General features: G+C 42.0%; 23 protein-coding genes and 4 tRNA genes. 15 read left to right on the plus strand and 12 right to left on the minus strand.

The features are described 5' to 3' along the window. Positions 1-66: 66 nt before the first annotated feature. The 4 genes from ubiB to PSH50_RS17850 all read right to left on the minus strand — a co-directional run bounded on the left by ubiB (position 67) and on the right by PSH50_RS17850 (position 4213). Positions 67-1671 carry a ubiquinone biosynthesis regulatory protein kinase UbiB gene (gene ubiB, locus PSH50_RS17835; protein WP_138577397.1) on the minus strand — a complete coding sequence of 535 codons (1605 nt, stop codon included), beginning with the start codon at positions 1669-1671 and terminating at the stop codon, positions 67-69. Positions 1672-1680: 9 nt separating this feature from the next. Beyond that, the gene (locus PSH50_RS17840; protein WP_273609937.1) at positions 1681-2364 is read right to left on the minus strand and encodes an SCP2 domain-containing protein; all 684 of its coding nucleotides are present in this window, start codon (positions 2362-2364) and stop codon (positions 1681-1683) included. Between the two features lie 11 nt (positions 2365-2375). Continuing rightward, positions 2376-3131 carry a bifunctional demethylmenaquinone methyltransferase/2-methoxy-6-polyprenyl-1,4-benzoquinol methylase UbiE gene (gene ubiE / locus PSH50_RS17845; RefSeq protein WP_004587478.1) on the minus strand — a complete coding sequence of 252 codons (756 nt, stop codon included), beginning with the start codon at positions 3129-3131 and terminating at the stop codon, positions 2376-2378. A 95-nt stretch (positions 3132-3226) separates the two neighbouring features. Then, on the minus strand, positions 3227-4213 hold the full coding sequence (locus tag PSH50_RS17850) for a GGDEF domain-containing protein (RefSeq protein WP_273609951.1): 987 nt from the start codon (positions 4211-4213) through the stop codon (positions 3227-3229). A 355-nt stretch (positions 4214-4568) separates the two neighbouring features. Between PSH50_RS17850 and PSH50_RS17855 the strand changes: the two genes are divergently transcribed. Both PSH50_RS17855 and PSH50_RS17860 read left to right on the plus strand, forming a co-directional pair. Next, on the plus strand, positions 4569-6347 hold the full coding sequence (locus tag PSH50_RS17855; protein WP_273609938.1) for a DUF885 family protein: 1779 nt from the start codon (positions 4569-4571) through the stop codon (positions 6345-6347). A 96-nt stretch (positions 6348-6443) separates the two neighbouring features. Beyond that, the gene (locus PSH50_RS17860) at positions 6444-7925 is read left to right on the plus strand and encodes an FMN-binding glutamate synthase family protein (RefSeq protein WP_004587481.1); all 1482 of its coding nucleotides are present in this window, start codon (positions 6444-6446) and stop codon (positions 7923-7925) included. A gap of 37 nt (positions 7926-7962) precedes the next feature. On the opposite strand, the gene mtnK is transcribed toward PSH50_RS17860, so the two are convergent. Continuing rightward, positions 7963-9180 (minus strand): S-methyl-5-thioribose kinase, encoded by a 1218-nt coding sequence (mtnK, locus tag PSH50_RS17865; protein ID WP_273609939.1) that lies wholly within the window; start codon positions 9178-9180, stop codon positions 7963-7965. 128 nt (positions 9181-9308) lie between these two features. Between mtnK and mtnA the strand changes: the two genes are divergently transcribed. Beyond that, positions 9309-10334, plus strand: coding sequence for an S-methyl-5-thioribose-1-phosphate isomerase (gene mtnA, locus PSH50_RS17870; protein ID WP_273609940.1), 1026 nt, complete (start codon positions 9309-9311; stop codon positions 10332-10334). A gap of 48 nt (positions 10335-10382) precedes the next feature. On the opposite strand, the gene PSH50_RS17875 is transcribed toward mtnA, so the two are convergent. The 3 genes from PSH50_RS17875 to PSH50_RS17885 are packed head-to-tail and all read right to left on the minus strand — an operon-like array spanning position 10383 to position 12228. Then, complete coding sequence (locus PSH50_RS17875; RefSeq protein ID WP_273609941.1) at positions 10383-10925, minus strand: acireductone dioxygenase; 543 nt, start codon at positions 10923-10925, stop codon at positions 10383-10385. Next, a complete protein-coding gene (mtnC, locus tag PSH50_RS17880; protein ID WP_273609942.1) occupies positions 10922-11605 on the minus strand; it encodes an acireductone synthase in 684 nt (227 codons plus the stop codon). Before mtnC ends, PSH50_RS17875 begins: the two co-directional genes overlap by 4 nt. Then, the gene (locus PSH50_RS17885; RefSeq protein ID WP_273609943.1) at positions 11605-12228 is read right to left on the minus strand and encodes a methylthioribulose 1-phosphate dehydratase; all 624 of its coding nucleotides are present in this window, start codon (positions 12226-12228) and stop codon (positions 11605-11607) included. Before PSH50_RS17885 ends, mtnC begins: the two co-directional genes overlap by 1 nt. A gap of 212 nt (positions 12229-12440) precedes the next feature. On the opposite strand from PSH50_RS17885, the gene PSH50_RS17890 reads away from it, so the two are divergent. From PSH50_RS17890 to PSH50_RS17900, 3 genes are all read left to right on the plus strand, one after another. Further along, positions 12441-13583: a methionine aminotransferase gene (locus PSH50_RS17890; RefSeq protein ID WP_273609944.1), complete on the plus strand. Its 1143-nt coding sequence runs from the start codon at positions 12441-12443 to the stop codon at positions 13581-13583. Continuing rightward, on the plus strand, positions 13571-14344 hold the full coding sequence (locus tag PSH50_RS17895) for an amidohydrolase (RefSeq protein WP_055255456.1): 774 nt from the start codon (positions 13571-13573) through the stop codon (positions 14342-14344). The genes PSH50_RS17890 and PSH50_RS17895 overlap by 13 nt, the downstream gene beginning before the upstream one ends. 68 nt (positions 14345-14412) lie before the next feature. Then, positions 14413-15831, plus strand: a complete 1419-nt coding sequence (locus tag PSH50_RS17900) for a mannose-1-phosphate guanylyltransferase/mannose-6-phosphate isomerase (RefSeq protein ID WP_273609945.1) — start codon at positions 14413-14415, stop codon at positions 15829-15831. 28 nt (positions 15832-15859) lie between these two features. Here PSH50_RS17900 and PSH50_RS17905 read toward each other — a convergent pair whose 3' ends face one another. The 3 genes from PSH50_RS17905 to PSH50_RS17915 form a co-directional block, all read right to left on the minus strand. Continuing rightward, on the minus strand, positions 15860-18016 hold the full coding sequence (locus PSH50_RS17905; RefSeq protein ID WP_248452283.1) for an ATP-binding protein: 2157 nt from the start codon (positions 18014-18016) through the stop codon (positions 15860-15862). A gap of 116 nt (positions 18017-18132) precedes the next feature. Beyond that, a complete protein-coding gene (locus PSH50_RS17910) occupies positions 18133-18789 on the minus strand; it encodes a response regulator transcription factor (protein WP_004587492.1) in 657 nt (218 codons plus the stop codon). 219 nt (positions 18790-19008) lie between these two features. Continuing rightward, on the minus strand, positions 19009-19380 hold the full coding sequence (locus PSH50_RS17915) for a histidine triad nucleotide-binding protein (RefSeq protein WP_273609946.1): 372 nt from the start codon (positions 19378-19380) through the stop codon (positions 19009-19011). Between the two features lie 88 nt (positions 19381-19468). On the opposite strand from PSH50_RS17915, the gene PSH50_RS17920 reads away from it, so the two are divergent. Next, positions 19469-20080, plus strand: coding sequence for a DUF2057 domain-containing protein (locus PSH50_RS17920; protein ID WP_029772876.1), 612 nt, complete (start codon positions 19469-19471; stop codon positions 20078-20080). Between the two features lie 168 nt (positions 20081-20248). On the opposite strand, the gene PSH50_RS17925 is transcribed toward PSH50_RS17920, so the two are convergent. Continuing rightward, entirely contained in the window at positions 20249-22093 is a 1845-nt protein-coding gene (locus tag PSH50_RS17925; protein WP_029774313.1) for a M1 family metallopeptidase, read from the minus strand. 133 nt (positions 22094-22226) lie between these two features. Between PSH50_RS17925 and murB the strand changes: the two genes are divergently transcribed. The 8 genes from murB to PSH50_RS17965 all read left to right on the plus strand — a co-directional run. Next, the gene (gene murB / locus PSH50_RS17930; RefSeq protein ID WP_273609947.1) at positions 22227-23234 is read left to right on the plus strand and encodes a UDP-N-acetylmuramate dehydrogenase; all 1008 of its coding nucleotides are present in this window, start codon (positions 22227-22229) and stop codon (positions 23232-23234) included. Beyond that, a complete protein-coding gene (gene birA, locus PSH50_RS17935; protein WP_273609948.1) occupies positions 23234-24226 on the plus strand; it encodes a bifunctional biotin--[acetyl-CoA-carboxylase] ligase/biotin operon repressor BirA in 993 nt (330 codons plus the stop codon). Before murB ends, birA begins: the two co-directional genes overlap by 1 nt. Beyond that, positions 24223-24948 (plus strand): type III pantothenate kinase, encoded by a 726-nt coding sequence (locus tag PSH50_RS17940; protein WP_273609949.1) that lies wholly within the window; start codon positions 24223-24225, stop codon positions 24946-24948. The genes birA and PSH50_RS17940 overlap by 4 nt, the downstream gene beginning before the upstream one ends. 111 nt (positions 24949-25059) lie before the next feature. After that, positions 25060-25135: transfer RNA gene (locus tag PSH50_RS17945), tRNA-Thr, on the plus strand. A gap of 40 nt (positions 25136-25175) precedes the next feature. Beyond that, a tRNA-Tyr gene (locus PSH50_RS17950) sits at positions 25176-25260 on the plus strand. A 45-nt stretch (positions 25261-25305) separates the two neighbouring features. After that, positions 25306-25380, plus strand: a tRNA-Gly gene (locus PSH50_RS17955). An 11-nt stretch (positions 25381-25391) separates the two neighbouring features. Next, positions 25392-25467 (plus strand) — tRNA-Thr (locus PSH50_RS17960). A 135-nt stretch (positions 25468-25602) separates the two neighbouring features. After that, on the plus strand, positions 25603-25729 hold a 127-nt coding region (locus PSH50_RS17965), incomplete at its 3' end, for a GTP-binding protein (protein ID WP_033023824.1).

A 25729-nucleotide genomic window follows, 5' to 3' on the forward strand; every position in this document is an offset into this window, starting at 1 on the left:
TGATAAATGCTTAAATGTTTATTTTAAGTACTAATTATACGCCCTGTGGCATAAATAGCACTTAGTTTATGTGTTACGCCACGCCACAATAAAGCTAATTGCAGACGCTGCTAATGTTACGCCTGCCGCTATGAGGTCGTGCTGCAGATAACACAGTGCCGATACAATCAGTGTAGCACTGCCAAATAGGCTAAGTACTAGCGCTTTGTGTGACACTTTACTTGGCTGAGAATGCTGTATTTGCGGACTACGTTTTAAATTTTGATAAATTAAATCAGGTAGTTCTGGCATTTTTTCAGCCCAAAATGGCAAGTTAGCATACATTTGTTTCATTACTGATAACGGTCCAACTTGTTGTTTTACCCAATCTTCTAAAAATGGCTTAGCGGTTTTCCACAAATCAAGCTGAGGATAAAGCTGACGCCCTAAGCCCTCAACGTATAATAACGTTTTTTGTAATAATACTAACTGCGGCTGTACTTGCATGTTAAAGCGGCGTGCGGTGTTAAATAAATTAACGAGTACATGGCCAAACGATATCTCAGCCAGCGGCTTATTAAATATAGGTTCGCACACGGTACGAATTGCAAATTCAAACTCTTCTATGCTGGTATCAGGCGGAACCCAGCCCGAGTCAACATGTAGCTGAGCAACTTGGCGGTAGTCACGATTAAAAAAGGCGATAAAGTTTTCTGCGAGATAGCGTTTATCTTCTTTGTTTAATGTGCCAACAATGCCACAGTCGATACCAATATACATGGGATTTTCAGGGTGCTCGCGAGAGACAAATATATTGCCAGGGTGCATATCAGCATGAAAAAAACTGTCTCTAAATACTTGGGTAAAAAACACTTCTACACCGCGCTCAGCGAGTAATTTCATATTGGTATTTTGCGCAATTAACGACTCAGTATCTGAGACCGGAATGCCGTAAATACGCTCCATAACCAAAACGTTACTGCGGCTATAATCGCTATAAACAGCCGGGATATATAACGAATCAGAGCCTTCAAAGTTACGCTTAAGTTGTATGCCATTTGCGCCTTCGCGCATTAAATCGAGCTCATCTAGCAAGGTTTTTTTATACTCTTTGACCACTTCGACTGGGCGTAACCTTTTTGCTTCGCTGTGTACATTGGCAAGTACTTTAGCGAGCTTTTCCATAAGTGCTAAGTCGGCATTAATTTGTGTTTTTATATTTGGCCTAATCACTTTTATAACAACATCTTGGGTATTGTTATGGGCATCAACTAGCTTAGCAGTATGCACTTGTGCAATAGACGCTGAGGCCAATGGGGTTTGCGAAAACTCACTAAATAACTGGTTTATATCGCTAATTTCGAGCGCTTTTTCAATTATTTTTTGGGCAAGTTCGCCTTCAAAGGGCTCGACTTGGTCTTGCAAAAAAGCAAGCTCTAACGCAATGTCGTGAGGAAGTAAGTCTCGGCGGGTAGAAAGCATTTGGCCAAACTTAATCCACACAGGGCCAAGCTCTTGCAAGGCTAAGCGCAATCGCAAGCCCGCTGGCTTATTTTTGTGCTGGTTACGTAACCAAAACAAGCTACCACGCGCAATTTTAGCGTACCAAGGTATTTTTTGTTTTGGTATTAACTCATCTAATCCGTAGCTAAGTAATGTTTTAGTGATGTAATACAATCGAGCAGTCGACACAAAAAATCCTTAGCGGCTGTTGGTGTTAGAAGAGTTGATTAATGCATTTATGCGTTGTTCAATAGCGGCCACTTGCCCTTTTAGCACTCGGTTTTGTTGTTTAAATTGTTCAAGCTCTAATGGGTGAATAGTTACAGCGAGCTCATCTTGGCATAGGCTAGTTAATGTGGTGCTAATTTGCTGACGCGCTTTACGCTCTTTACTGCGTAAAGCGTTTAGCTGTATGTAAAGTTGTTGTGCGGGCGCATCGCCAATATAGTGCGATAGTTGCTCAGGCCAATCTATATCTAGCCCAGAAAATGCGGCGCTGTAAGCCTGAGCGACGTTTAAGTCGCCTTGCAGGTCTAGCTTATCTTGACGAATGAGCTGTGTAAGCATGGCTGGGTCTTTAAGCGCCATGAGTGTATCTATATCTGCGCTGATCATACACTCTGCGCTATCTTCAACGCTGGCACTGTAAAGGTGTAATAGTTTACCATCAAAGGTTAATACTATTTGCTGCTGCCAATTGCGGATTTCGACCTTTAATGGTTTGTGCTTAACGGCACTGAGCTTATCTATTAAGGTGGCGTCGAGTTGCAGTACCTTATTAAGCACTCGCTCTATAAGCGAAAGTACAAAATTAGGTAACATAAAAAACTGTGAATCGGGTTTTGCTGCGATCACATTTTCGCTTTTTTGCTCAAACGCCATAACTGCCTGCCTTAATATTTAAAACCACGGTGCAGTGCAACAATACCACCGGTTAGGTTTTGATACGTTGTTTGTTCAAAGCCTGCTTCTTCCATCATTGCTTTTAAGGTTTCTTGGTCTGGGTGCATACGAATCGACTCAGCTAAGTATTGGTATGACTCGCTATCGTTCGCCACTACTTTACCCATAGTTGGTAATAGATTGAATGAGTAAAAATCGTACGCTTTACTTAAAATTTCATGCTCAGGTTTGGAAAACTCTAATACTAATAAACGTCCACCTGGCTTTAATATACGGTACATAGAGCGCAGGGCTTTGTCTTTATCGGTTACATTACGTAGGCCAAAGGCAATCGTGATCACATCAAAGCTGTTATCTGGAAATGGCAGCATTTCGGCATTCATTTGCACGTAGTCGATATTGCCGACTAAACCCAAGTTGTGCAGTTTTTCGCGGCCCACTTTTAACATTGATGAGTTAATATCGCCTAAAACCACTTGGCCGGTGTCACCGACTAGTTGGCTAAATTTTGCTGTTAGGTCGCCAGTGCCGCCTGCTAAATCAAGGACGTGGTGGCCTTTGCGCACACCTGAGCTGGCTATAGTTTGACGTTTCCATAATCGATGTACACCAAAAGACATTAAATCGTTCATTACATCGTACTTTGCTGCAACCGAGTGAAATACGTCTGCAACCATTGAGGCTTTATCGTTTTCGGCTACGGTTTTATAGCCAAAATGCGTGGTCTTTTGCTCTGTTTCGTTCATGGTTAGTCTCTATCGTGGCAATAAAGACTAGTGTACTTGATTGTATACTGCAGGTGCAATTTGAATATGATTTATCAGGTAATTTAGCGTAAAACCTAGTGGCCAGCTGTAAAGCTACTTTGCCCCAGTGAGCGTGCTTTAAATGCCGCTTGCGAGGCTTTTTTAGCTAACTGGTTAAAGTCATCATTTTTGAGTTGCTGCGCTATGCCTAAAGATAAGTTAATGCCAGGCAGCTTAGTGCCGCTTTTTGAGCTAACAAAACGAAGTTTTTCTACGCCATTACGCACTTTTTCAGCAATAACATTGGCGGTTTCGGGGTCTATATCTGGCAGTAATACGGTAAATTGGTCCTTTGCTGTACGCCCAGGTAAACCACTTTGAAAGACATATTTTTTTACTTGTTTAGCCACTTTGTTCAAAATAACTTCGCCAATTATATCGCCGTAATTATCTACAAAATGATCTAAATTATCTATTTGAATAGCAATTGCGCAAATTGATTTGTCTTGGTTGCTCCATAGTTGGGTTTGCTGTGTTAAATAATGACGTTTATACAGCCCCGTTTGTGAGTCAATAATGTGCTGCTTACGTAATTGCGCCAGCTGTTTTTGGGTTTTTTCATGTAACTTTTTAGCTTTATATAGCTCGTGTTTAAAGTGCTTATGTTGCTCAAGTAACGTGGCTGATTGCGTGTTTAACGTATCGAGTGCTTGGCGGCTTTGCTCTATATTATTCTCATCAAGCGTGTGAATGCACTCACTTACTTGGCCGGCAAAGCTAACAATTTGTTTTTCGGTTGATTGCGCATTGCGCGACAGTGAATCAATAACCCCATTTACGTTATTAATCATTGCCACTTGCGTGGTATGCCCTTCGTTTAAAAATTCAAAGTAGAGCTGCTCAATCAAAATACTATCAATTTGGGCTTTATTAGTAATGGCCTCGTCTATGGCGTTATTTAGCTGAGGATTTACTTTACTAATATAGGTATAGGCAACGTGGTAATTTAACGGAGAGGGAGGCAGCGTATGACGTTCTAAAAACAGGCATACATTCGTCATTTTTTCTTGAGCTACAGCCATGGAATCATGGAACATCATTTTAACTACCAACTAAGTACGCATTAAATTACACATTAAAATAACTCTTCAATGAGGCGGCAATGCATCCAAGCTTTATTATTTTTTTACTACAATAATCGTTAAGCAGGCTATTTAAAAGTAAAAACCAGTATTAGTGAACTTAAATTTTTACTTTTGCTGCCTAATAGCTGATTTTATCATCAAAGAGCACGTATTTAGCTTAATTTAGGCGGGTTCAGCTTATTTTACCCGCTCCAATTAAGCGTGTGTTATTGAGATTAATCGCATTTGTCTTGCTATTTACTCAGCCTACGATAGTTTTGTGAAATCTATTGTATGGTTAAGTAAAACTAAAATGAATTATTCCTTACCCCCGCGAATTTGCCGCACACTGCTTGTGCTATCACTTTTTGGCACGCTAAGCGCATGTACATTAACAAGCCCCAACGCAAACACACAATTTGAACAAGTGGCGCAAAGTATTGTTGATTACCGCAAACGCGTTAATCCCTACACTCAGCCTGAAGGGGTTGATGGCTATTTATTACCTAATTTATCGGCTGAATTTTTAAAGCAGCAATATGAGGAAAAAACAGCATTATTAAGTCGTTTAGATGCAATTGATAGCGATGAGCTTTCAAGTGAAAACAGTATTAACCTCAGTATTATTCGTGCGCAAGTACAAAACAGTGTTGATGAATATGTATTTAATGCGCACTACATGCCGCTAACTTCTGAGTATGGGTTTCATTCTAGCTTGTCTTATATGATTAATAGTTCGCAGTACAAGCAACCGCAACAGTTAGAAACGTATTTAGCCCGCCTTGAACAAGTGCCGCGCTTTTTTGAGCAAAACATACATTGGATGAAAAAGGGGCTCGAAACGGGGCTTACTCAGCCACAAGCGGTATTAGCTGGGTATGAAGACTCAATAAGCGCATACATAGTAGATGATGTAACACAGTCAGACTTTTACTCCCCGTTTAAAACGAACACAGCAGGGTTAAGTGAAAACGACTTTAAAGCGTTGCAGCAAAAAGCTAAACGCATCATAAAAAACGATGTTATTGCCTCTTACAAAGCGTATTTAACATTTTTTACTACGCAATATCAGCCAGGTGCACGCACTACGATTGGTATTTCGCAAACCCCTAATGGCAAGGCATTTTATAAAAACCGCGCACAGTATTACACCACCACAAATATGAGCATTGATGAAATACATCAGCTGGGGTTATCTGAAGTGGCGCGTATCCGCAGTGAAATGCAGGAAATAATTAAAGAAGTAGGCTTTGAGGGCTCGTTTGCCGATTTTATCCACTTTTTACGTACCGATCCGCAATTTTACGCCACCACTCCAGAGCAGCTATTAAAAGAAGCTGCTTATATAGCTAAAAAAATGGACGCGCAGCTGCCTAAGTTATTTCACACATTGCCACGTATGCCCTATGGCGTTGCACCTGTACCTGCAAATATAGCTCCTAAATATACAACCGGTCGCTATGTTGGCTCGAGCCGAAGCGATCAAGCAGGTTATTATTGGGTAAATACATATGCGCTAGATAAGCGCCCATTGTATGTATTAGAGGCGCTGACCTTACACGAAGCCGTACCAGGGCATCATTTACAAATATCGCTTAATGCAGAGCTTGAAAACTTACCAAGCTACCGACGTGATGCCTACCTTTCGGCTTTTGGTGAAGGGTGGGGGCTTTATTCTGAATACTTAGGTATAGAAGCAGGCTTTTACCAAGACCCATACAGCCGATTTGGCCGTTTAACCTATGAAATGTGGCGTGCAGCTCGTTTAGTGGTTGATACAGGCATGCACATGTACGGCTGGAGCCGAGAGCGCGCTATGAACTTTATGAGCGAAAACACGGCGCTTTCATTACATAATGTTAAAACCGAAACCGACCGCTATATTTCGTGGCCGGGGCAAGCTTTGTCGTACAAAATTGGCGAGCTGACTATCAAGCGTTTACGCACAGAGGCCGAGCAAGCGCTTGGGCCTCGTTTTGATATTCGTGAGTTTCATCATCAAGTATTGCGTCATGGTTCTGTGCCGTTATCAGTGCTTGAAGAGCAAGTTCGTTTGTATATAAAGGCCGAGCTTGAAAACACACAAAGCTAATTATCTAAAAGTATAAACCTTGAACAACGAAAGGTGTTGTGTCATTTTGACGCAACACCTTTTTTATTTTTAAAAACAGCCATCAAGGGGCCTTGGATGAGCGATTTTATTATTTTTAGTATTGATGTATTTGCGAGTATTTTTATTGTTGCATTAGGATTAATTGTACTTACCGTTATTGTTTTTTATTTTCGTGATATTACTCAAACAAAGCATGCAATTAGGCGAAATTACCCGGTTATTGGCCGCTTTAGGTACTTTTTTGAGCGCCAAGGCGAGTTTTTTAGGCAGTACTTTTTTGCCCTTGATAGAGAAGAAATGCCGTTTAACCGAGCAGAGCGCAGCTGGGTGTATCGCGCTGCAAAAGATGTCGATCGTACCGCTGCATTTGGCTCCACGCAAAGCTTAGAGGTTACAGGTACAGTGATGTTTATGAACTGTGCTTTCCCTACCTTAGATGAAGAGGCGCTGGACCCAAGTAATGTAACTTTAGGCCCTTATTGTAAAACGCCGTACACCACTAACTCCTTGTTTAATATATCGGGAATGAGCTTCGGCGCGCTCTCAAAACCGGCTGTCAGAGCGTTATCAAAAGGAGCAAAATTGGCCGGCTGCTGGATGAATACTGGTGAAGGTGGGCTAAGCCCTTATCACTTAGAGGGCGGAGCCGATTTAGTGTTTCAAATTGGTACGGCTAAATATGGTGTGCGCGACGAGCTTGGAAATTTAAGTATTGATAAACTTAAAGAAATTGCGGCGCATAAAAACGTAAAAATGTTTGAGCTTAAATTAAGCCAAGGTGCCAAACCAGGTAAAGGCGGTATGTTACCTGGTAAAAAGGTTAATGCTGAAATTGCTAAAATAAGGGGCATCCCTGAGGGTAAAGATTCAATTAGCCCAAATGGGCACCCAGAGATCAAAAAGCCAAGCGACATATTAGATATGATTGCCACAGTGCGAAACGCCACAGGTAAACCTACCGGCTTTAAAGCCGTTATTGGTGATTACACATGGCTAGAAACACTATTTGCAGAAATAAACCACCGCGGGCTTGAATCAGCACCGGATTTTATCACTATTGATAGTGCCGATGGCGGTACGGGCGCAGCGCCACAACCCTTATTAGATTCGGTAGGTTTACCGCTGCGCGAAAGCTTACCGCTGGTTGTTAATATGCTTGAAAAACATGGCTTAACAGGACGGGTTAAAGTCATTGTATCGGGTAAGTTAATTGTGCCCTCTAAGGTGGCATGGGCGCTTGCTTTGGGTGCTGATTTTGTTGTTTCTGCTCGTGGTCATATGTTTGCGTTAGGCTGTATACAGGCCATGCAATGTAATAAAGACACCTGCCCAACCGGTGTAACTACCCATAACGAGCGGCTACAGCGTGGTTTAAATGTTGCAGATAAAGCCCAGCGAGTTGCCAATTATAATAAATATATTCATTACGGTGCTGGCTTAATTGCCCACTCATGTGGTGTAACGAGTGCGCGGGAATTAAGGCGTAAACACGTGCGTATAGTGCAAGAAAGTGGGCTGTCGGAGCCGCTCGATAAAATTTACGAAAACTACCAATAACGGTATTGGTAGTAAAAAAGGCGCTTTGGCGCCTTTTTTAATTTAGCTGGCTTATTAATAAACTAAAAAAGGCATCTTTGTTGTCGCAGCTTTTGGCATTTAAAATAAGTTGCTCACCTAAGCTCAGCGTTTGTTTTTGTACTGCAAGGCGCGTATTTTCATCTTCAATGCTGTCAATATCTACCACATGCGCTAGCCCTATGGTGCGCCTAATTAGTTCTGTTCCACAATAACCTATGGCGTCTTGTAATACGGTTTTCATAAAGTACTGTGGGTAGCCCTCGGTATTAAGGGTGCGATCTGTGCTGTGGTTGGCAATTAAAGCTAACCATTGTTGCTCAAATAAATTATAGCTTTCAACAATGCAGCTAAGTAAATGCGTTTGATAGTTTCGTCGTGCTACAAACTCTTCAATATGCCCTGCTTGTGCGCAGTAATTTAATAGTAAATTGCCAATAAAAGAGCCTATATCAAAGCCAACAGGGCCAAAAAAGCCAAACTCGGGGTCAATCACTTTAGTGGTATTGGTATCTACAAAAATGCTGCCGCTGTGCATATCGCCGTGCAGCAATGTTTGCGGGTTAGATAAAAAATTAGCTTTTAATTTCGCAACTTCTAACTTAAGTGCCGTGTTATCACGCAAAGCGTGTACATGTGTAGTAAGTTGCTCGTCAAAGTGATTGCGTTCGTGATCTGTATACGGATCGCTAAAAAATAAATCTTCTGTAATTTGGCAAAGCTCAGGGTTAGTAAATTGCTGCACTAGGGCCTTTTTATGCTGGGCGGTTAGGTAAAAATCTGAATTATAAAACCCGGTATGGCTTAAATACGTAGCTACGTGCTCGGCTAACCTAGGAAATTGCTCCGCGTTATTTTGCGCGGTACGCAATATTTTTAAGTGACCTAAATCTTCTAAAATGGTAAGTGCGTAAGCTTGGTTATAGTGCAGTACTTTAGCGGTGTTTTGTGGGCAAATAGCGCCATGATTAAGTAACACTTGCGCCTCAATACGAGCTCTATCAAGCGTGAGCGGCCATGATTCACCTACACAACGAGCATAAGGCAGTGCTTGCTTTAAAATAATGCTGTTATGGTGCTCATCGCTAATTCTAAATACTAAATTAAGGTTACCGTCACCAAATTCGTACGCAGTTAAGTGTGCGCCAGCATTAAAAAAATCATACTGTTTAGAGTCAATTAGCGAATTTACATATTCAATTGCGCGCTGCGCATCAAACGCGACATAGTTAGCCATAGTGAGTTCTCAAATAACCTTTTTGGGCATTCTATACCTTTAAATGTTTAGATGTCTACAAGTCTAACTTGAGAGTTATTCAAACTGATGTAAAATACCCTTACGCATTTTATTTAAGCAGCCTCACCATGCAAAACCTAATCGCAAGCAGTTTAAAATATGAAAACGGCACATTAAGTGTGCTTGACCAGTATTTACTTCCTCATCAGCAGGTATGGCACGAATGCCATAGTGTTGAGACGATGAAGGAGCTGATCATCAGTTTAAAAATTCGTGGCGCACCATTAATAGGCTTAGGTGCGAGTTTGCTGGTTGCTCATTTAGCGCAGCAGGGGGGAACTCAAGCGGCGCTTGCAAAAGCAATTGATGAGCTTGAAGCCACAAGGCCAACCGCTGTTAATTTAATGCATTGTATGGCTACATTAAGAGAGGCCCTTAAAAGCGATGATTTTGTAGCAGCTGTGGTGTGCAGCGCAGAGCGCCTTTTTATTGAAGACATTGCCCTATGTGAGCGCATGGCAACGCGCGGAGCTGAGCTTATAAACAGCGGCGACAATATTTTAACCCATTGTAATACTGGCGCATTAGCGACTGCTGGTATTGGTACAGCATTAGGCGTTATTTACAAAGCGCAGCAACAACACGGCAATATACATGTGTGGGTTGATGAAACGCGGCCCTTGTTGCAAGGCGGGCGTTTAACCGCGTTCGAGCTTGAGCGCTGGCAAGTACCGTACACGCTTATTTGCGATAATATGGCAGCAAGTTTAATGGCCGCAGGCAAGGTAGATAAAATAGTGGTAGGCGCCGATCGTATTGCTGCTAATGGCGACTTTGCTAATAAAGTGGGAACTTATAATTTAGCTGTATTGGCGCATTTTCATGATATTCCTTTTTATGTTGTCGCGCCTTTAACTACGCTTGATACACAAACAGCTTGCGGTAGCGATATAGCAATAGAGCAGCGAAATAGCGCAGAGGTACGCGGCGTAAGTGGCAGTTTTGGTGATGCGCTGTGGGCACCCACGAATGCCAATGTGTATAATCCCGCATTTGATGTAACACCTGCAAAACTAATAACAGCTTGGGTGTTAGATACCGGTGTTTACAATAAAAGTGATGTAGAGAGTGGGGCGTTAACAGCGCTTAAGTAGTTTTAAAACAGCGCTCCACTTATCCCTTTGTGGAGCGTATTACTTTTGCTATGCGAGCAACGGAAACTGCTTCGCTATTTCAGACTCGGTGCTTTTTGCAACCCAGCCCTCGGTATTATTAAATAATCGAATGGCGGTAAATTCTGGGTCGCTCCCCATATCAAACCAATGTGGGGTAAGGGTTGGGACCGAAATTAAGTCACCTTGCTGGCATAATACTTGGTAAATTTTGGCATCAATATGTAGGCAAAATAACCCTTGGCCTTTTACAAAAAAACGAACTTCGTCTTCACTATGAGTGTGCTCAAATAAAAACTTTTCTCGCATTTGTGCCGCTGCAGGGTTACCTTTTGCAAGTGAAATAACATCCACCGTTTGGTAGCCATTTTGCGCTTTTAAGCGCGCTATATCATTTTTATATGCTGCAATAATTTGCTCATTTGTGGTGTGCTCATTAATGGGTGCAGTTGCTTGCCATTGTTCAAAACGTACATTTACTTTTGCTAATTGCTGAGTAATTTCGCTTAAATCGCAGGTGTTTACCAGCGCATTAATTGGATTGTTGTTAGCATAAATTGTTAATTGGCTCATGCAAATTGCTCCAATTTAACTGTGCTAAAGTCATGTACGTATGGGTGCGCGCTATGTGCTTGGCCATCACGTATTAAGTGCAAGGTGTTAAGCCCTGCGGCTTTAGCTGCATCAAGCTCACCTGCCACATCACTTAAAAACAAGATTTCGTTAGCACTAAAAGGGAGCTGGTTAACGATAGTGTTATAGGCAGCTTGCTCTTGCTTTGCGCCGACTTTGGTATCAAAAAAATCATTAAACAGGGGGCGTATATCGCCATAGTCACTGTATTTAAAGAGTAACTGCTGCGCCCTCACCGAGCCTGATGAATACACATAGAGTGCGGTACCTTGAGCGTGCTGAGCTTGTAAAAACTCAAACGCATCTGCGTATAGGTGGCCTTTAAAATCACCGTGCTCGTAGCCCGTTTGCCAAATTAACCCTTGTATTTGCTTTAAAGGGGTAATTTTTTTATCTTCTTCAATCCATTTTAGTAACACGCTAATGACGTTTTCTATATCGGCATCTGGCTCATTAATAATGGCTTTAACAGCCGCTATTTGCTCAGCGACATGGGTTTTATTTTCGTTTAAGCGCATAAACGTTGCTAGTTGCTTGGCTGCATACGGAAACAGCACCTCTTTTACAAATGAGATACGTGTTATGGTGCCTTCAATATCAGTTAAAATTGCTTTTATCATTATAGCTGTGCCCCAATACCTTCTATTTTTAACCGTTCCAGCTCGCAACTAAATAAAAACTCTAACCCTTCTAAATGGCGAAGTGCTTGCTTGTAATTACGCCCTACTACATAAACGCCATGCCCACGAATTAACACTGCATGCTCAATGGGTGTATGTAAGTGGTGATCGCTAAGCAGCAAGCTTAAGCGGTCTATGTCTTGGTCGTTTTCAAAAATAGGAATGCTGAGCGTATCTAAATGCGAGGTTACCCCACTGAGTGACTTTTGCATTTCGTAACCGCTTAAATTTAATGTATGGCTTTTAATTACACGCGAAAGTACGGTGGCTGCTACTGAGTGAGTATGCAGTACCACGTTTGCGTGCGGAATAAGCTTATACATGCCTAGGTGCAGTTGCGTTTCGGCCGATGGGTTGCCAGCACCTTTAGTGCGATTACCTTGATGATCAAGCTCAATGAATGTGTGTGTACCGAGCTGACCTTTATCAAAGCCGCTAGCGGTAACCACATACCCTGTTGCGGTGCGCGCCGAAAAATTTCCGCCGGTGGCGGGAACCCAGCCTTTTTGACTGATCCATTTTCCGGCTTCAATAAGTTGCGAAATAGCGGTATTGTTGTGCATACATTCCTCACCAATGAGTGTAATACCAATGCGTAATAATACTTAATGCGTTTGAGGCGCTAAACCAAACGCGAGCTGCGTTTTTGCTACCTCAAAATAGCTCAGTTAATTAAGCAAATTGATATAAAGCTATTTAATTTTAGACGGCTATACTTCTGTTTTAAGCAATGATAGCATCGCTTTAAGCGCAAAACCATCATTAAGGGCCTGTCGTGTTTGAAAGTAAATTACCAAATTTAAGTGTTAGTATATTTAGCCAAATGAGTGGCTTGGCAAGTCAGCATTCGGCAATAAATTTATCGCAGGGTTTTCCTGAGTTTGATGCGCCAGAACTACTGAAAAACCAGCTAAATTTTTATGTTCAGCAAGGGGTTAATCAATATTCGCCATCCAGTGGTGTGCCCCGTTTACAGCAACAAATAGCAAATTTAGTTTCGCGTAAATACGCGGCTAATATTGATGCAGCTGAGCAAGTTACGGTAACGTCGGGCGCCACCGAAGCATTATTTGTGGCTATTCAAACTATAGTACGCCCCGATGATGAAGTCATTGTGTTTGACCCCGCTTATGACTCTTACCAGCCTGCCATTGAGCTTGCTGGCGGTAAAACAGTTCATATTGCATTGCATGCCCCCGATTATGCTATTGATTGGCAAGCTGTTCGCAGTGCAGTGAGCAAAAGCACGCGCGCTATAATTATTAATACGCCACACAATCCAAGCGGAAAAATACTTAAAAGCCATGATATAAACGCGCTCAAATCGTTAGTAAGCGATCACGATTTATATGTAATAAGTGATGAAGTTTACGAACACATTACCTTTGATGGCGATAAGCACTTAAGCATGCTTTGTGATGAGCAGCTGCGTGAAAAAAGCTTTGTTATATCAAGCTTTGGCAAAACATTTCACAGTACCGGCTGGAAAATGGGGTACTGTATTGCGCCTGCACCGCTTGCTATTGAATTTAGAAAAATACACCAGTATGTTACTTTTTCAAGCTTTACACCTGCACAACACGCATTGGCCGACATGCTTGAACAACAAGGCGAGCATGTAGATGAGCTGAGTAATTTTTATCAGCAAAAGCGCGACTTACTGGCGCAACACTTAAGTGACAGCCGTTTTAATATTTTACCAAGCCAAGGTACGTACTTTTTATTGCTAGATTACAGTGAAGTGTCTGATCTTAATGATGTGGATTTTTGCCACTGGTTAGTAGAGCAAGCCGGGGTTGCTGCTATTCCTTTAAGTGTGTTTTATAAGCAACCTTCAAATGATAAAGTGATTCGACTGTGTTTTGCTAAAAACGATGAAACCTTAATAGAGGCCGCGCAAATATTATGTCAACTTTAACGCTTACACTCGTTCAAAGTGCGCTGCATTGGCTTGATAAAGACGCCAATTTAGCCATGTTTGATAAAAAATTAGCAGCGATGAGCGCTCAACCTGATTTAATTTTACTACCCGAAACCTTCGCCACAGGCTTTGCTATTAATCTTGATTGCGCAGAGCCCGAAAATGGCAAAGTGTTGAGCTGGCTAAAAACCCAAGCACATAAACATAAAGCCGTTATTGCAGGTTCGGTTTTGGTTGCTCAAGGCGATAAAAAAGCGAATCGCTTTTATTGGGTGACCCCAAGTGGCGAGGTAAATTATTACGATAAACGTCATTTATTTCGCTTAGGCAGTGAGGGCGATTACGTTGTGGCAGGGCAAGCGCGTAAAACGTTTGAAATTAACGGTTTTAAGTTACTGCCGCAAGTATGTTACGACTTGCGCTTTCCGGTTTTTCAGCGCAACAATAATGATTACGATGTAATGATAAACGTTGCAAACTGGCCTGCGGTTCGCCGCCATATTTGGGATACGCTATTAATGGCGCGTGCTATGGAAAATCTATGTTATGTAGTAGCTGTTAACCGTGTTGGCGACGATGGCAATGGTGTTGCGCACAATGGCGGCACGGCCGTGTACGACTTTAAAGGCGATACAATCGCCAAAGCAAAAGACAATACACAAGAGTTACTTACCGTAACACTTGAAAAAGCACCGCTTGATGATTTTAAAGCCTCGTTTCCTGCTTATTTAGATGCCGACGCGTTTACCTTGGTATAAATCGCTAAGCATTAGCGCCTAGCCAATAAAGTGCTAAAATAGCCGCTGATATGTTTATTGGCGGCTTTATGAATACAACCCTTATAACACCGGTAATTTTAGCGGGTGGCATTGGCACACGGTTATGGCCGCTGTCTCGCCAAGCTATGCCTAAGCAATTTTTACCTCTGCTTGATAACAAACACTCACTATTACAAAGTACGTTAGCGCGTGTGTCGGGCAAGGAGTTTGCAAAGCCAATACTTGTTTGTAACGAACAGCACCGCTTTATTGCTGCTGAGCAAAGTGCACAGGCCGCTCCTCATGCACTTTTGTTAGAGCCGCAGGGTAAAAATACCGCGCCGGCTATTGCGCTGGCAGCACACTACGCTTTACAGCAAGGCATAACCGGGCCAATACTGGTGATGCCTGCCGATCATCATATATCCAACTTTACTGAGCTCACACTTAAATTAAACGATGCAATTGAATTAGCCCAGCAAGGTATGTTGGTCACGTTTTCAATTACACCAACACAGCCCCACACTGGGTTTGGCTACATTAAGCAAGGTAGTAAAATAGTAGGCTCAAATTGCTATAAAGTGGCTGAATTTAAAGAGAAGCCAAGCTTGGCTACCGCTGAGCATTATTTAACTCAAGGCGGTTATAGCTGGAATAGCGGGATGTTTTTATTTACACCACAAGCCTATTTAAATGAGCTAGAACGCTTTGCCCCAAAAATTGCACACAGTGTAAGCGCGGCGGCTAATTTCTCTGACGATTTAGGGTTTACAAGGCCGGTAAGTGAGCCACTTAAAAACTGCCCAAGTGACTCTATCGATTACGCTATTTTAGAGCGCAGTAATAATGTAGCAGTGCTGCCTGTTGCTCTTAATTGGAGTGATGTAGGCAGCTTTAGTGCCTTGGCTAGCCTTATTAAAAAAGATGTACATGGCAATAATGAAAACGACAGCCATACCGCGCAAAATAGTACTAATAATTTCGTTATAAGCGAAAACGATCACAGCGTTGCTACCCTTGGGGTTAGCGACTTAGCTATTATTCATACCCACGATGCCACCCTCGTTGCCAATAAAAACAAGCTCGATGGTCTGCCTTTATTGCTCAAGCAATTAGCGGTTAGCCAAAGTGATAAACTCAATCACCATCAGGTTGTGTATCGGCCATGGGGCAATTACCGCACTTTGGTTGAAGGTGATGGTTTTAAAGTTAAAAAAATAACCGTAAACAGCGGGGCTAAACTTTCAACGCAGCGCCATCAGCATCGTGCAGAGCATTGGGTGGTGGTATCGGGGATTGCCGATGTACGTATTGATAAGCAAGCATTAACACTTAGCCACGACCAATCTTGCTACATTGCAGCAAAACAAATACACAGCTTAGCGAACAATCAAAAAGAGCCGCTAATTGTCATTGAAGTACAAACTGGCGCCGTACTAGATGAAAGTGACATAGAGCGTTTTGATGATAAGTATGGAAGAGAGTAAACAGCTTAATCTGTAATAGAAAAGCCCATTAACTTAACTGCCCGCGCACGTACTTTAAGTATTGTTCTAGGCTGCGCTGCCATAGCTCTAACGCCTCATCTAGCAGGTTATTATGGGGTTTGTTATCAAGCAAGCGGCGCTCTATTTTTTTAAGCTCAATACCGTAACGGTTAAAGCCTAATTGCAGCGCGGTGCTTGCTTGGCGGTGCAATAATTTAATACACTGCTCTGGTTGCTGGTCAATAAGTTCTTGGCATCGGGTTAGTTTAGTCCGTGCTGAGAGTACAAATTCATTGTAAATCGACGACACTTCATCCTCACTAAATGAGCTGGTTAGCGTTTCTGCTGCGGTTTCGTCGTACAAGGTGTCTACTAGCTCTACAGCTATATTTGCAGTTTGATTGGATTGTGAATCACTCAGTGCTTGGCGAAGCTTTTGCTGCTTAATTGGTTTGCCTACTATGTCTTTTATTCCCAGAGCTAAGTATTCTTTTACCTCGTCAGGGCTTAAGCTTGCTGTAAAAGCCAGTACGGGCGTGCGCTGGTTTTTATGCTCCAAACGCTGCAGTCGTTTTAATACTTCTTGGCCGGTAAAGTCTGGCAGGTTCATATCCAGTAAAATAACGTCAAAGTGATGCGTTTGCAGCAGTTCAATAGCACTTTTGCCATCTTTGGCGAGCTTTATTTTATGCTCATCTTCGGCCATAAATTCAATGGCAATTTTTTGATTTAAATCTAAATCCTCGACTAGCAGTACTTCAAGGCCGGTTAAGTAGTCTTTGTTTTGATGTCGCTGCTCTACCAAACTAAGCTCCCCTAGCGTAAAGGTGGTAGTAAAGCTAAATACGCTACCAGTGCCTAGTTGACTGGTTATTTCTAAACGGCTGCCTAGCTTTTCTAGTAAGCGGCTGGTGATGGCAAGCCCAAGGCCGGTGCCGCCTTTTTCTTTGCCGGCGCTACTTTGTACGTAGGGTTCGGTTAAGTAGGCTATTTCGTCTTTTTCGATACCAGGGCCTGAGTCTTTAACGCTAATTTTTATGGTGTGCTCAAGCTGCCTATCGCTTATTAAATCAACCTGAATTTTTACTATACCGTGGTCGGTAAACTTAATGGCGTTACCAACAAGGTTAATAATAATTTGCCTTAATTTTTGCTGATCGCAGTAGTAACAGGCTTGTTCAGGAATATTACATACCAGTTCAAACTTAAGTTGTTTTTGCTCCGCTAATGGGCTGAGCAATAAACATAAATTGTTTAACCAGGTTTTAAATTCAATGTCTTCTTCGTAAAGTGCTTCATCACTTTGATCTAGGCTTGCGTAGTCGAGCACTTTATCAACCAGTAAATTTAATGACTCGGCTGAATTAATGATGGCCTCACAATAGGCTTTATTGCGGGTGTCGGTGCTTTGGTTCATAACCAATTGGGCGCTGCCTAATATGCCATTAAGGGGGGTGCGAATTTCATGGCTAATCGTTGATAAAAACAGGCCTCTAATTTCTAAATCTTTTTGGGCTTTGTCGGCCAGCTTGTTAAGGTTTTTTTCTCTGCGTTCATTACACAAAAGCGCCATACCGGCGGCATAAAACATAGGTGCAATAACGCCATTTAAAAACAGTAAGCTGCTAAACCATGGGCTTTGCAATAGCAGGGGTTGTTCAATATTAACCATAAATAGTGAGCGGCTAATAAAGCTCAGGCCAACTAAAGTTAATATTAAAATGTAAACAATGGTGCCATTTGGGTAGGTTTTTCGGGCATATTTAATAAATAAAAACAGCAAAAAAGTGGCTTCTGCAATGTGCTGTACATCCGAGACGTAAATTCGCTCGCGTAAAGAAGGGTCAATAAAAGAATAATACCCCAACATTACTGCGCTAAACGCGGTAAAGGAGCACAGTAGCTTAAAGCCAATACCCCGATAATCTAAAAATTGGCATATAGCCAAGCTGTGCACAATTGATGCGCCAAACATCATACTGCTGGCAATACTAATCACAATAAGGTTGTGCGTTTTGCCAATAAGCGTAAAGCCAATTACTGCGCCTAGTAATAAAACCGGGTAAAAAATATAAAGCAGAGTACCTGGGGTACTTTTGTTGGTACGCCATGTTAAAAAGTTAAGAAGGGTCATTACAATAATAACGGCAATGCTGGCAAAAAAGAGGGTAAATGAGTCGAGCATAGAGGTTCCAGCAATGGGTACTTTAAATAGAGTAATAAAAAGCGATTAATTTAACAAGCATGCAGCATAAACAAAAACAGGCACCATAAGTGCCTGTTTTTAAATTACGAAATTGATTAACGAATTTCGTCTGGAATGTTTTGTTGAGCCCAAGATAGTAGCTCAATACGGTTACGACATTTAGTTTTTCTAAATGCGCTGTATAAATGTGTTTTAACTGTGTGCGGGCTGATGCTTAAATCTTCAGCAATTTCTTTGTTTTTAGAACCCTTACTCATTAACGAGATTATTGCTTTTTCTCGTTTAGTGAGTTTAATTGGCTCTATGTCACCTTCGGTCAGCTTGTGTAGTGCGTCTTTATTAAACTGCAGCATGCGGTTTAATGCATTACACATAATGTCACGTCTGTACCAAAGCTGATCTTCTAAAAGTAAGCGAATACCTTTCATTAATACATCAGCGTTATCTGTCGTATAAAACACGCCACGAATACCGCTCAACAGCGCGCGGTTAGCGAGCTCTGGGTTTTCGTCTAGGTTAAATAATACGATATCGCACTTGGTGCGCAGGTTAACTAGCTGTTCTTTTAGTTTACCCCATGCATCGTTACTTGATGTTTCAATGAACAGTAATCGAGTCCCTTCTGGTACATCTAAAATATTTGTACCCGTGGTTACGTCAAGGCCTTGCGTTTTTAACAAAGGTTCTAAAACGTTAATGCCAATGGTGTTAATTGGCTCTTGATCTAATAACAAAAAGGCTGAACTGCTCATGTTTTTATACTCTTTTTATAAAGCTGACTAGTTAAGTTTATCACGACTTCCACACCTTTTGTATTAGAAAGTCGGGTTTCGCCTTGTGAACAAGTACGATTTTACGATTATTTAAACATAAAATGTTGCAAATAAGTAATTATTTTTCACTTTATATACATGATAAACCATAACATTTGTAACTAGCTAAATACTAATAATTCCAGTGAATTTTTATTATTAAATTTTTAATTTTTTAGCTTCTTGATACGGAGGCCAGCCCATTTCTTTGCCTGCAAGCATATGTAAATGTATGTGATACACGGTTTGCCCGCCGTGTTTATTGCAGTTCATTACTACTCTGTAGCCATCGTCACTAAAGTTAAATTGCTTGGCTAATTTAGCAGCAATCTCGTATAAATTTCCAACTAAATGTGAGTTTTCGCTATTAATATCATTGATAGTGGCAATTGCTTTTTTTGGAATAATTAACACATGAAAAGGAGCTTGCGGGTTTATATCTTTAAATGCAAGGGTAGTGTCGTCTTCGTAAATAATGTCGGCAGGAATTTCGCGGTTAATAATTTTTGTAAATAATGTTTCTGTGCTCATAATCGTTTCAGTGTAAGGTTTGAATTTAAAGTCACTAATGACAAATTTTGTTTGCAGTGTCAAACTCAAAACAAATAAAGGAGTTTTTATGCGTAAACCAATGTTAATAACTGCAGCTGCGGCACTATTGATGAGTATGTCAGTAAGTGCCGGAAATATTCACTTTCCTGAAGAGTTAGTGCCTTTACAAGTCGGCGAAAGAGTGATTGAAAGCTCTCTATTTAGCCGCGTTGACGACATTGAACTTGCCCCTGGGTCTTATCGATTAAAATTAAAATACACCGATTTATACGAGCTAGGCTTTGACGACCATGAGGTAATAGAGTCTGAACCGTTTTGGGTAGATATTACTATTGACGATAACAAAGACTACGACATGGTGTTTAATCGTGCCGATAACGCGGTATCAGCGAAAATATTTGCTGAGGCACCACAGGTAAGTTTAAAAGCAAAGGGCGCGTCTGTGGCACAGCCGCTTAGTGTTATTTCAAATACACAGCTTGCAAGTCAAAAGCCTGCTTTACAAAATACGGTGCCAGCGGGTCCAACGCGTCCAAGCCAACCTATAAAGCCTATTGCGCCTATTAATGGCAAAGGCATGCCAAGTGCACCGCAAATGCTAGAATTTTGGTGGCAGCAAGCCACGATTGCTGAGCGAAAGGCCTTTTTAGAAAAGGTAACGAACCAAGGCGCTGAATAATAAACTTATCTCAGCTACTAATTTTAAGCGCTAACTGCGCTGAACTTAGTTACAGTTTTTAGTTTGAGAAAATTACAGTATTAAAAAAGGCCGATAAATCGGCCTTTTTTAATGGTTTTGCTGCTTTACCCTAAAGGTGTGAACACCTTTAGGGATGGCACAGGTTGCTTATTTATCAAATAAAGCGTCAATGGTGCCTTGTGCAAGTGGGTGGTAGCCTGGGCGTGCTTTGATGTATACATCGTGTGCCCACTCACGCTTACCATTTTTAATAAGTGCTTTGTATAACGGCACAATTAATTTACGGCGGCCAATACCTGATAAGTGCTTATCAAGCGCTGGGTAAATAGGTTGGTAACCATTACCTACCGCTAACATAAACCATGCAAACGCGCGCTCTGCATTGGTTGATTGCGTTAAGTTAAATTGCTTATCAAGCTCGCTCATTTTATCTAAGCTTAAATCACGTGGTAGGTTATTTAAAAAGTGTAACCATTCGTGCACTGTCCACTGAGCCGTAGGTAATTGTGCTGCGCTTGTTTCACCTTTTAACCATGCTGCGCTTGCTGTATCTACTTTATCAAACGCATCCGATGTTGGGTTAGGTGCATCGCTTGGTAAACCTGGCTCAAAAATCCACTCATTCACTTTATCCATGCTTACAACGCCTGGATATTTTTCAATTAAGTTAGCTTTTAAGTAAGTAACAAATTGCGCAGTGGTCAGCGATTTAAATGCAAACTCATTAAAGTAGGTCTTAACAAAGTCATCAAACTTATCACGGCCGTATTTTTCTTCTAGGTAGATTAAAAATAGCTGCCCTTTAGTGTATGGCACTGAGCTAAATGCATCATCTGGATCGCGGCCATTAAGTTTTAAATTAAGGCGAGTATCGGGTGCATCAATGGTTTTAAGCTGAGCACGTAAGCCTGCTGCATCTAAAGCTTGCTCCATTACGGCGCGGTCGCGGCCAAACACTTCTTCCATGATGCGGTTTTCAACGTAAGAGGTAAAACCTTCGTTTAACCATAAATCTTCCCACGTAGCGTTGGTAACTAAGTTACCAGACCAAGAGTGTGCAAGCTCATGCGCAATAAGGTTTACTAAGCTTTTATCGCCAGCAACTACGGTAGGGGTAATAAACGAAAGACGCGGGTTTTCCATACCACCAAACGGAAAGCTAGGCGGTAGCATTAATAAATCGTAACGGCCCCATGCATACTCACCATACATTTCGTTGGTTTTGTCGATCATGGCTTGGGTGTCGTTAAACTCGGCAACCGAAGCGTCTAAAATTTCAGGCTCGGCAAATATACCTGTTTGTTTTGACATGGCTTTGAATTCTAAATTACCAGCACCAATCGCAATTAAGTACGGCGAAATAGCTTGAGGCATCTCAAAGTGGTAGTCGCCATCTTTGTATAGTGCGTCTTTGTTATCGGCGCTCATTACGGCACGTATATCTTTTGGTGTATGAATACGGGCAGAGTAAGTAACGCGCATGGCAGGGGTATCTTGTACTGGTAACCAGCTACGAGCGTGAATAGCCTGCGATTGGCTGTACATAAACGGGTGCGTTTTGCTGGCAGTTTGCTCTGGTGTTAGCCATTGCAGGCCAGATGCTTCTGGGCGGCTGTTGTAGTAAATACGTACTTTTGGCGCTTGGCTTTTTAAAGTAATTGTTAGTTTTGAGCCTTTAACATCATCGCGATCTGCCAGTGTAAATTTAGCTTTGTGCCAATCGCCCGAGGTGTCTTGGTACATTACTTTATCAATGTCTAAGTCGCGGGTATCAAGTACCAGCTTTTTACTCGTGTCATTGTTCCACTTTAGCGTGTGCTCAACAAAACCTTCTAATTGCTTGTCGGCAAAATCGACATCTAAATCAAGGTTTAAGTGTGTTGTTACCACATCATCTAGGTTGGCGTATGAGTTTTGATCAATCGCGTTTGCCATTGCTTGCGAGCACATACCGGCCATAGCGAGGCTTAAAAAAAGAGGTTTAATTTTCATAAAATACCCTGAACACTAATAATAAGTGCAGGTTTTATATCATGATTGATACAGCGGGTTGAGTGATTTTTACATTCTTTGCGACAATAAGGTAAACTACTGCGATTAGTTACCAGTACACTCAGAGACCTTTGTGGCGCACTCATTAAAACCTTTACATACCTTTGCACTAAACAATCAATGCCAGCATTTTGTTGAAATAACCTCGGTTGAGCAACTTAAAGCACACCGTTTTAGTGCTCCGTTTTGTTTATTAGGGGAAGGTAGCAACACAATATTTTTAGAAAACTACGCAGGCACCGTAATTAAAATGGCCACTAAGGGCATTACTATTACCGAGCGAGAAAATGACGTATTAGTGAGTGCAGCTGCGGGCGAGAACTGGCATAACCTAGTAAGCTATTTACTTGATAAAAATATTGCAGGGCTTGAAAACCTAGCGCTTATCCCGGGCACCGTTGGGGCGTCGCCGGTACAAAATATTGGTGCTTATGGTGTTGAGCTCGCTCAATTTGTAGAGTCGGTTGAATACATTGATATAGCCACAAAAACCAAGGTGACTTTGACTAACGCACAGTGTGAGTTTGCTTATCGTGACTCTATTTTTAAACATGCTTTAAAAAACAAAGCGGTGATCACTCAAGTTAATTTAGCGCTCCCTAAAATGTGGCAGCCAGTTTTAAGTTATGGCCCACTCAAAGTATTGCAAAATCCTACCCCTAAAATGGTATTTGAGCAGGTTATTGAAATTCGTAACGCTAAGCTGCCAAACCCATACACTTTAGCCAATGCGGGTAGTTTTTTTAAAAATCCGATTATTAGCAATGCGCGTTTAGAAGCGCTGCTTGTGCGGTTTAGTGATTTACCGCATTACCCCTATGGGGAAAGCCATCACAAAGTGGCGGCAGGTTGGCTAATTGACCAAGCGGGCTTGAAGGGCTTTACAGTAGCAGGGATTGAGGTGCATCAGCAGCAGGCGCTGGTATTAGTTAATCATGGTGATAGTAAAGGAAGCGATTTAATCACTATGATCACGCATATACAAAATACGGTGTTTACACGTTACGGCATAATGCTAGAGCACGAAGTAAGGCTTATAAACACAAATAGTGAATGCCATGTTATTACGGAGCACGCGTAATGAAAGCACCAGATGGAAATAAACTAGCTATATTAAATGCACTTAACCAAGGTGGCTTTGTATCGGGCCAAGTCCTTGGCGAGCAACTGGGTATAAGCCGTGCTGCAGTGAGTAAACATATACAAACACTGCAAGACATGGGGCTCGATATATTTAAAGTGACGGGTAAAGGTTACAGTTTAAACAATGCGGTGGGTTTGCTAAACCAAGCCGATATAACCAAACATTACCACGCATTAGGTGCCAATACAGCCCAAGTAGAAGTACACCCTATTATAGATTCAACCAACAGCGAACTAATGCGCCGTATTCAAAATAAAGTCACGCTTGAGTCTGGCACTGTTGTGGTTGCCGAAATGCAGCAAGCCGGGCGCGGAAGGCGAGGGCGGGTATGGCAATCTCCATTTGGCGCCAATTTATATTACAGTTATTTTTGGCGCTTAGATGATGGCCTGCAAGCTGCTATGGGTGTATCAATTGCAGTAGGGCTTGCGGTATACGATGCTATAAAAGCACTTTACGATATAGACATTGAACTTAAATGGCCAAACGACATATACATAAATAAGCAAAAACTAGCCGGAGTATTAGTTGAGCTAGATGGGCAACCGCAAGGCCCTTGTCAGCTAGTCATTGGTATTGGCATAAATCTACAAATGCCGCAAAACACCAGCGAACACATTGACCAAGCATGGACAGATTTAAGCCAACACACCACTGCGCTTGATAAAAACCAGTTAGTAGCTTCGCTTACCGTTTATTTAGAGCAGCGCTTGGCAGATTACCAGCAAGACGGGCTAAACAGTATGTACGCACAGTGGAACGCCCTAAACGCCTTTGCAGGAGAATGCGTAGAGCTAAATACGGGGCACAGAAGCTGGCGGGGTATTTGTGAGGGTATTGATCAGCACGGCGGAATACGTATTCGCCAAGACGGCGAAGTTAAAAGTTACTATGGCGGCGAAATCTCGTTAAGAAAGGCCGAATTATGAAACTGCTAATAGATGTAGGTAATACGTCATTAAAAGCGGCCTTATGGCGCGAGCAACAAGCAACGCCCGTTTCTATGAGCGACGTGCCGTGGCAAGCAATAACTGAGGTTGTGTATGCTTGTGTAGGTAACAGTGAATTATTAAATGACGCGCTCACATTAGCCGCCAAAAAAAGTATTCCGTGTTTTGAGGCGCATGTTAGTAAAAATCTCAGTGGCTTAAGCTGCGCATATGAACAGGTTAGCAATTTAGGTATTGATCGCTGGCTTGCGCTGGTGGCAGGTTTTACACTTTGCCCTAACACACCATGCATTATTGTTGATGCTGGCACTGCAACCACTATTGATGTACTGAGCGGCGAAGGCGAGCACTTAGGGGGCTGGATATTGCCCGGCCTTGACTTAATGACTCGCTCATTAACACAAAATACGCAGCGCGTGTTTGATGATGCCAATACCCCCTTTTTAAACGAGCTAGGTAAAAACACACCCAACGGATTAAAAAATGGCGCGCTGGTGGCAACATTAGGCGCTATTGAACAGGCCAAATACCAACTTAAACACGTAACAGGCGAACAAAAACCACAAATTTTGTGCGCCGGTGGTTACGGTTTGCTGTTACAGCAACAAATAAGTGGCAGTATTTTTGATTCTTTATTGGTTATGAAAGGATTAAATTATTGGCATGAGCTAAGTAAAAACGACGAAAAACAGCAAAATTAAGTACTTTTGCATGAATTGTGAGCATTTAAGCTAAAAAATTACATTTTTTTTAATTTTATAGTTGCATCATAATAAACCTTACTCTAATATCTCGCCCCGTACTAAAGCAGTGCCGACTTAGCTCAGCTGGTAGAGCAACTGACTTGTAATCAGTAGGTCAACCGTTCGACTCGGTTAGTCGGCACCACTTTCCTTTTACCGAAAGTGAATTAGTAAAGAATTATCGTGGAGGGGTTCCCGAGCGGCCAAAGGGATCAGACTGTAAATCTGACGGCTCAGCCTTCGCTGGTTCGAATCCAGCTCCCTCCACCACTTTATTCTTGACGGTTAGAGGTAGTTTAAGAACAGGTTCCTAAAGCGGGCATCGTATAATGGCTATTACCTCAGCCTTCCAAGCTGATGATGCGGGTTCGATTCCCGCTGCCCGCTCCAATTATGGTGTTGCTGATATAGCTCAGTTGGTAGAGCGCACCCTTGGTAAGGGTGAGGTCGGCAGTTCAAATCTGCCTATCAGCACCAGTCATATGAATCTCCTTGAATACTTCCTTTATCTGTCAGAAAAAACTATTTGAAATTTGAAAAAATTAAATTAATCTACCTCTGGTGGATTATTTTCATATGTAATCTAGATACACAAAACTGATAGGTTCCGTCATGGCAAAAGAAAAGTTTGAACGCGTAAAACCGCACGTAAACGTTGGTACAATCGGCCACGTTGACCACGGTAAAACTACACTAACTGCAGCAATCACTAACGTACTTGCAAAAGTATACGGCGGTG

Source organism: Pseudoalteromonas sp. Angola-7 (assembly GCF_028599255.1).
Taxonomy (GTDB): domain Bacteria; phylum Pseudomonadota; class Gammaproteobacteria; order Enterobacterales; family Alteromonadaceae; genus Pseudoalteromonas; species Pseudoalteromonas atlantica.

Bases quoted from the DNA above. Each gene is read 5' to 3' on its own strand.
- PSH50_RS17840 (WP_273609937.1), bottom strand. From the start codon at position 2,364: ATGGCGTTTGAGCAAAAAAGCGAAAATGTGATCGCAGCAAAACCCGAT.
- ubiE (WP_004587478.1), bottom strand. From the start codon at position 3,131: ATGAACGAAACAGAGCAAAAGACCACGCATTTTGGCTATAAAACCGTA.
- PSH50_RS17850 (WP_273609951.1), bottom strand. From the start codon at position 4,213: ATGGCTGTAGCTCAAGAAAAAATGACGAATGTATGCCTGTTTTTAGAA.
- PSH50_RS17855 (WP_273609938.1), top strand. From the start codon at position 4,569: ATGAATTATTCCTTACCCCCGCGAATTTGCCGCACACTGCTTGTGCTA.
- PSH50_RS17860 (WP_004587481.1), top strand. From the start codon at position 6,444: ATGAGCGATTTTATTATTTTTAGTATTGATGTATTTGCGAGTATTTTT.
- mtnK (WP_273609939.1), bottom strand. From the start codon at position 9,180: ATGGCTAACTATGTCGCGTTTGATGCGCAGCGCGCAATTGAATATGTA.
- mtnA (WP_273609940.1), top strand. From the start codon at position 9,309: ATGCAAAACCTAATCGCAAGCAGTTTAAAATATGAAAACGGCACATTA.
- PSH50_RS17875 (WP_273609941.1), bottom strand. From the start codon at position 10,925: ATGAGCCAATTAACAATTTATGCTAACAACAATCCAATTAATGCGCTG.
- mtnC (WP_273609942.1), bottom strand. From the start codon at position 11,605: ATGATAAAAGCAATTTTAACTGATATTGAAGGCACCATAACACGTATC.
- PSH50_RS17885 (WP_273609943.1), bottom strand. From the start codon at position 12,228: ATGCACAACAATACCGCTATTTCGCAACTTATTGAAGCCGGAAAATGG.
- PSH50_RS17895 (WP_055255456.1), top strand. From the start codon at position 13,571: ATGTCAACTTTAACGCTTACACTCGTTCAAAGTGCGCTGCATTGGCTT.
- PSH50_RS17900 (WP_273609945.1), top strand. From the start codon at position 14,413: ATGAATACAACCCTTATAACACCGGTAATTTTAGCGGGTGGCATTGGC.
- PSH50_RS17905 (WP_248452283.1), bottom strand. From the start codon at position 18,016: ATGCTCGACTCATTTACCCTCTTTTTTGCCAGCATTGCCGTTATTATT.
- PSH50_RS17910 (WP_004587492.1), bottom strand. From the start codon at position 18,789: ATGAGCAGTTCAGCCTTTTTGTTATTAGATCAAGAGCCAATTAACACC.
- PSH50_RS17915 (WP_273609946.1), bottom strand. From the start codon at position 19,380: ATGAGCACAGAAACATTATTTACAAAAATTATTAACCGCGAAATTCCT.
- PSH50_RS17920 (WP_029772876.1), top strand. From the start codon at position 19,469: ATGCGTAAACCAATGTTAATAACTGCAGCTGCGGCACTATTGATGAGT.
- PSH50_RS17925 (WP_029774313.1), bottom strand. From the start codon at position 22,093: ATGAAAATTAAACCTCTTTTTTTAAGCCTCGCTATGGCCGGTATGTGC.
- birA (WP_273609948.1), top strand. From the start codon at position 23,234: ATGAAAGCACCAGATGGAAATAAACTAGCTATATTAAATGCACTTAAC.
- PSH50_RS17940 (WP_273609949.1), top strand. From the start codon at position 24,223: ATGAAACTGCTAATAGATGTAGGTAATACGTCATTAAAAGCGGCCTTA.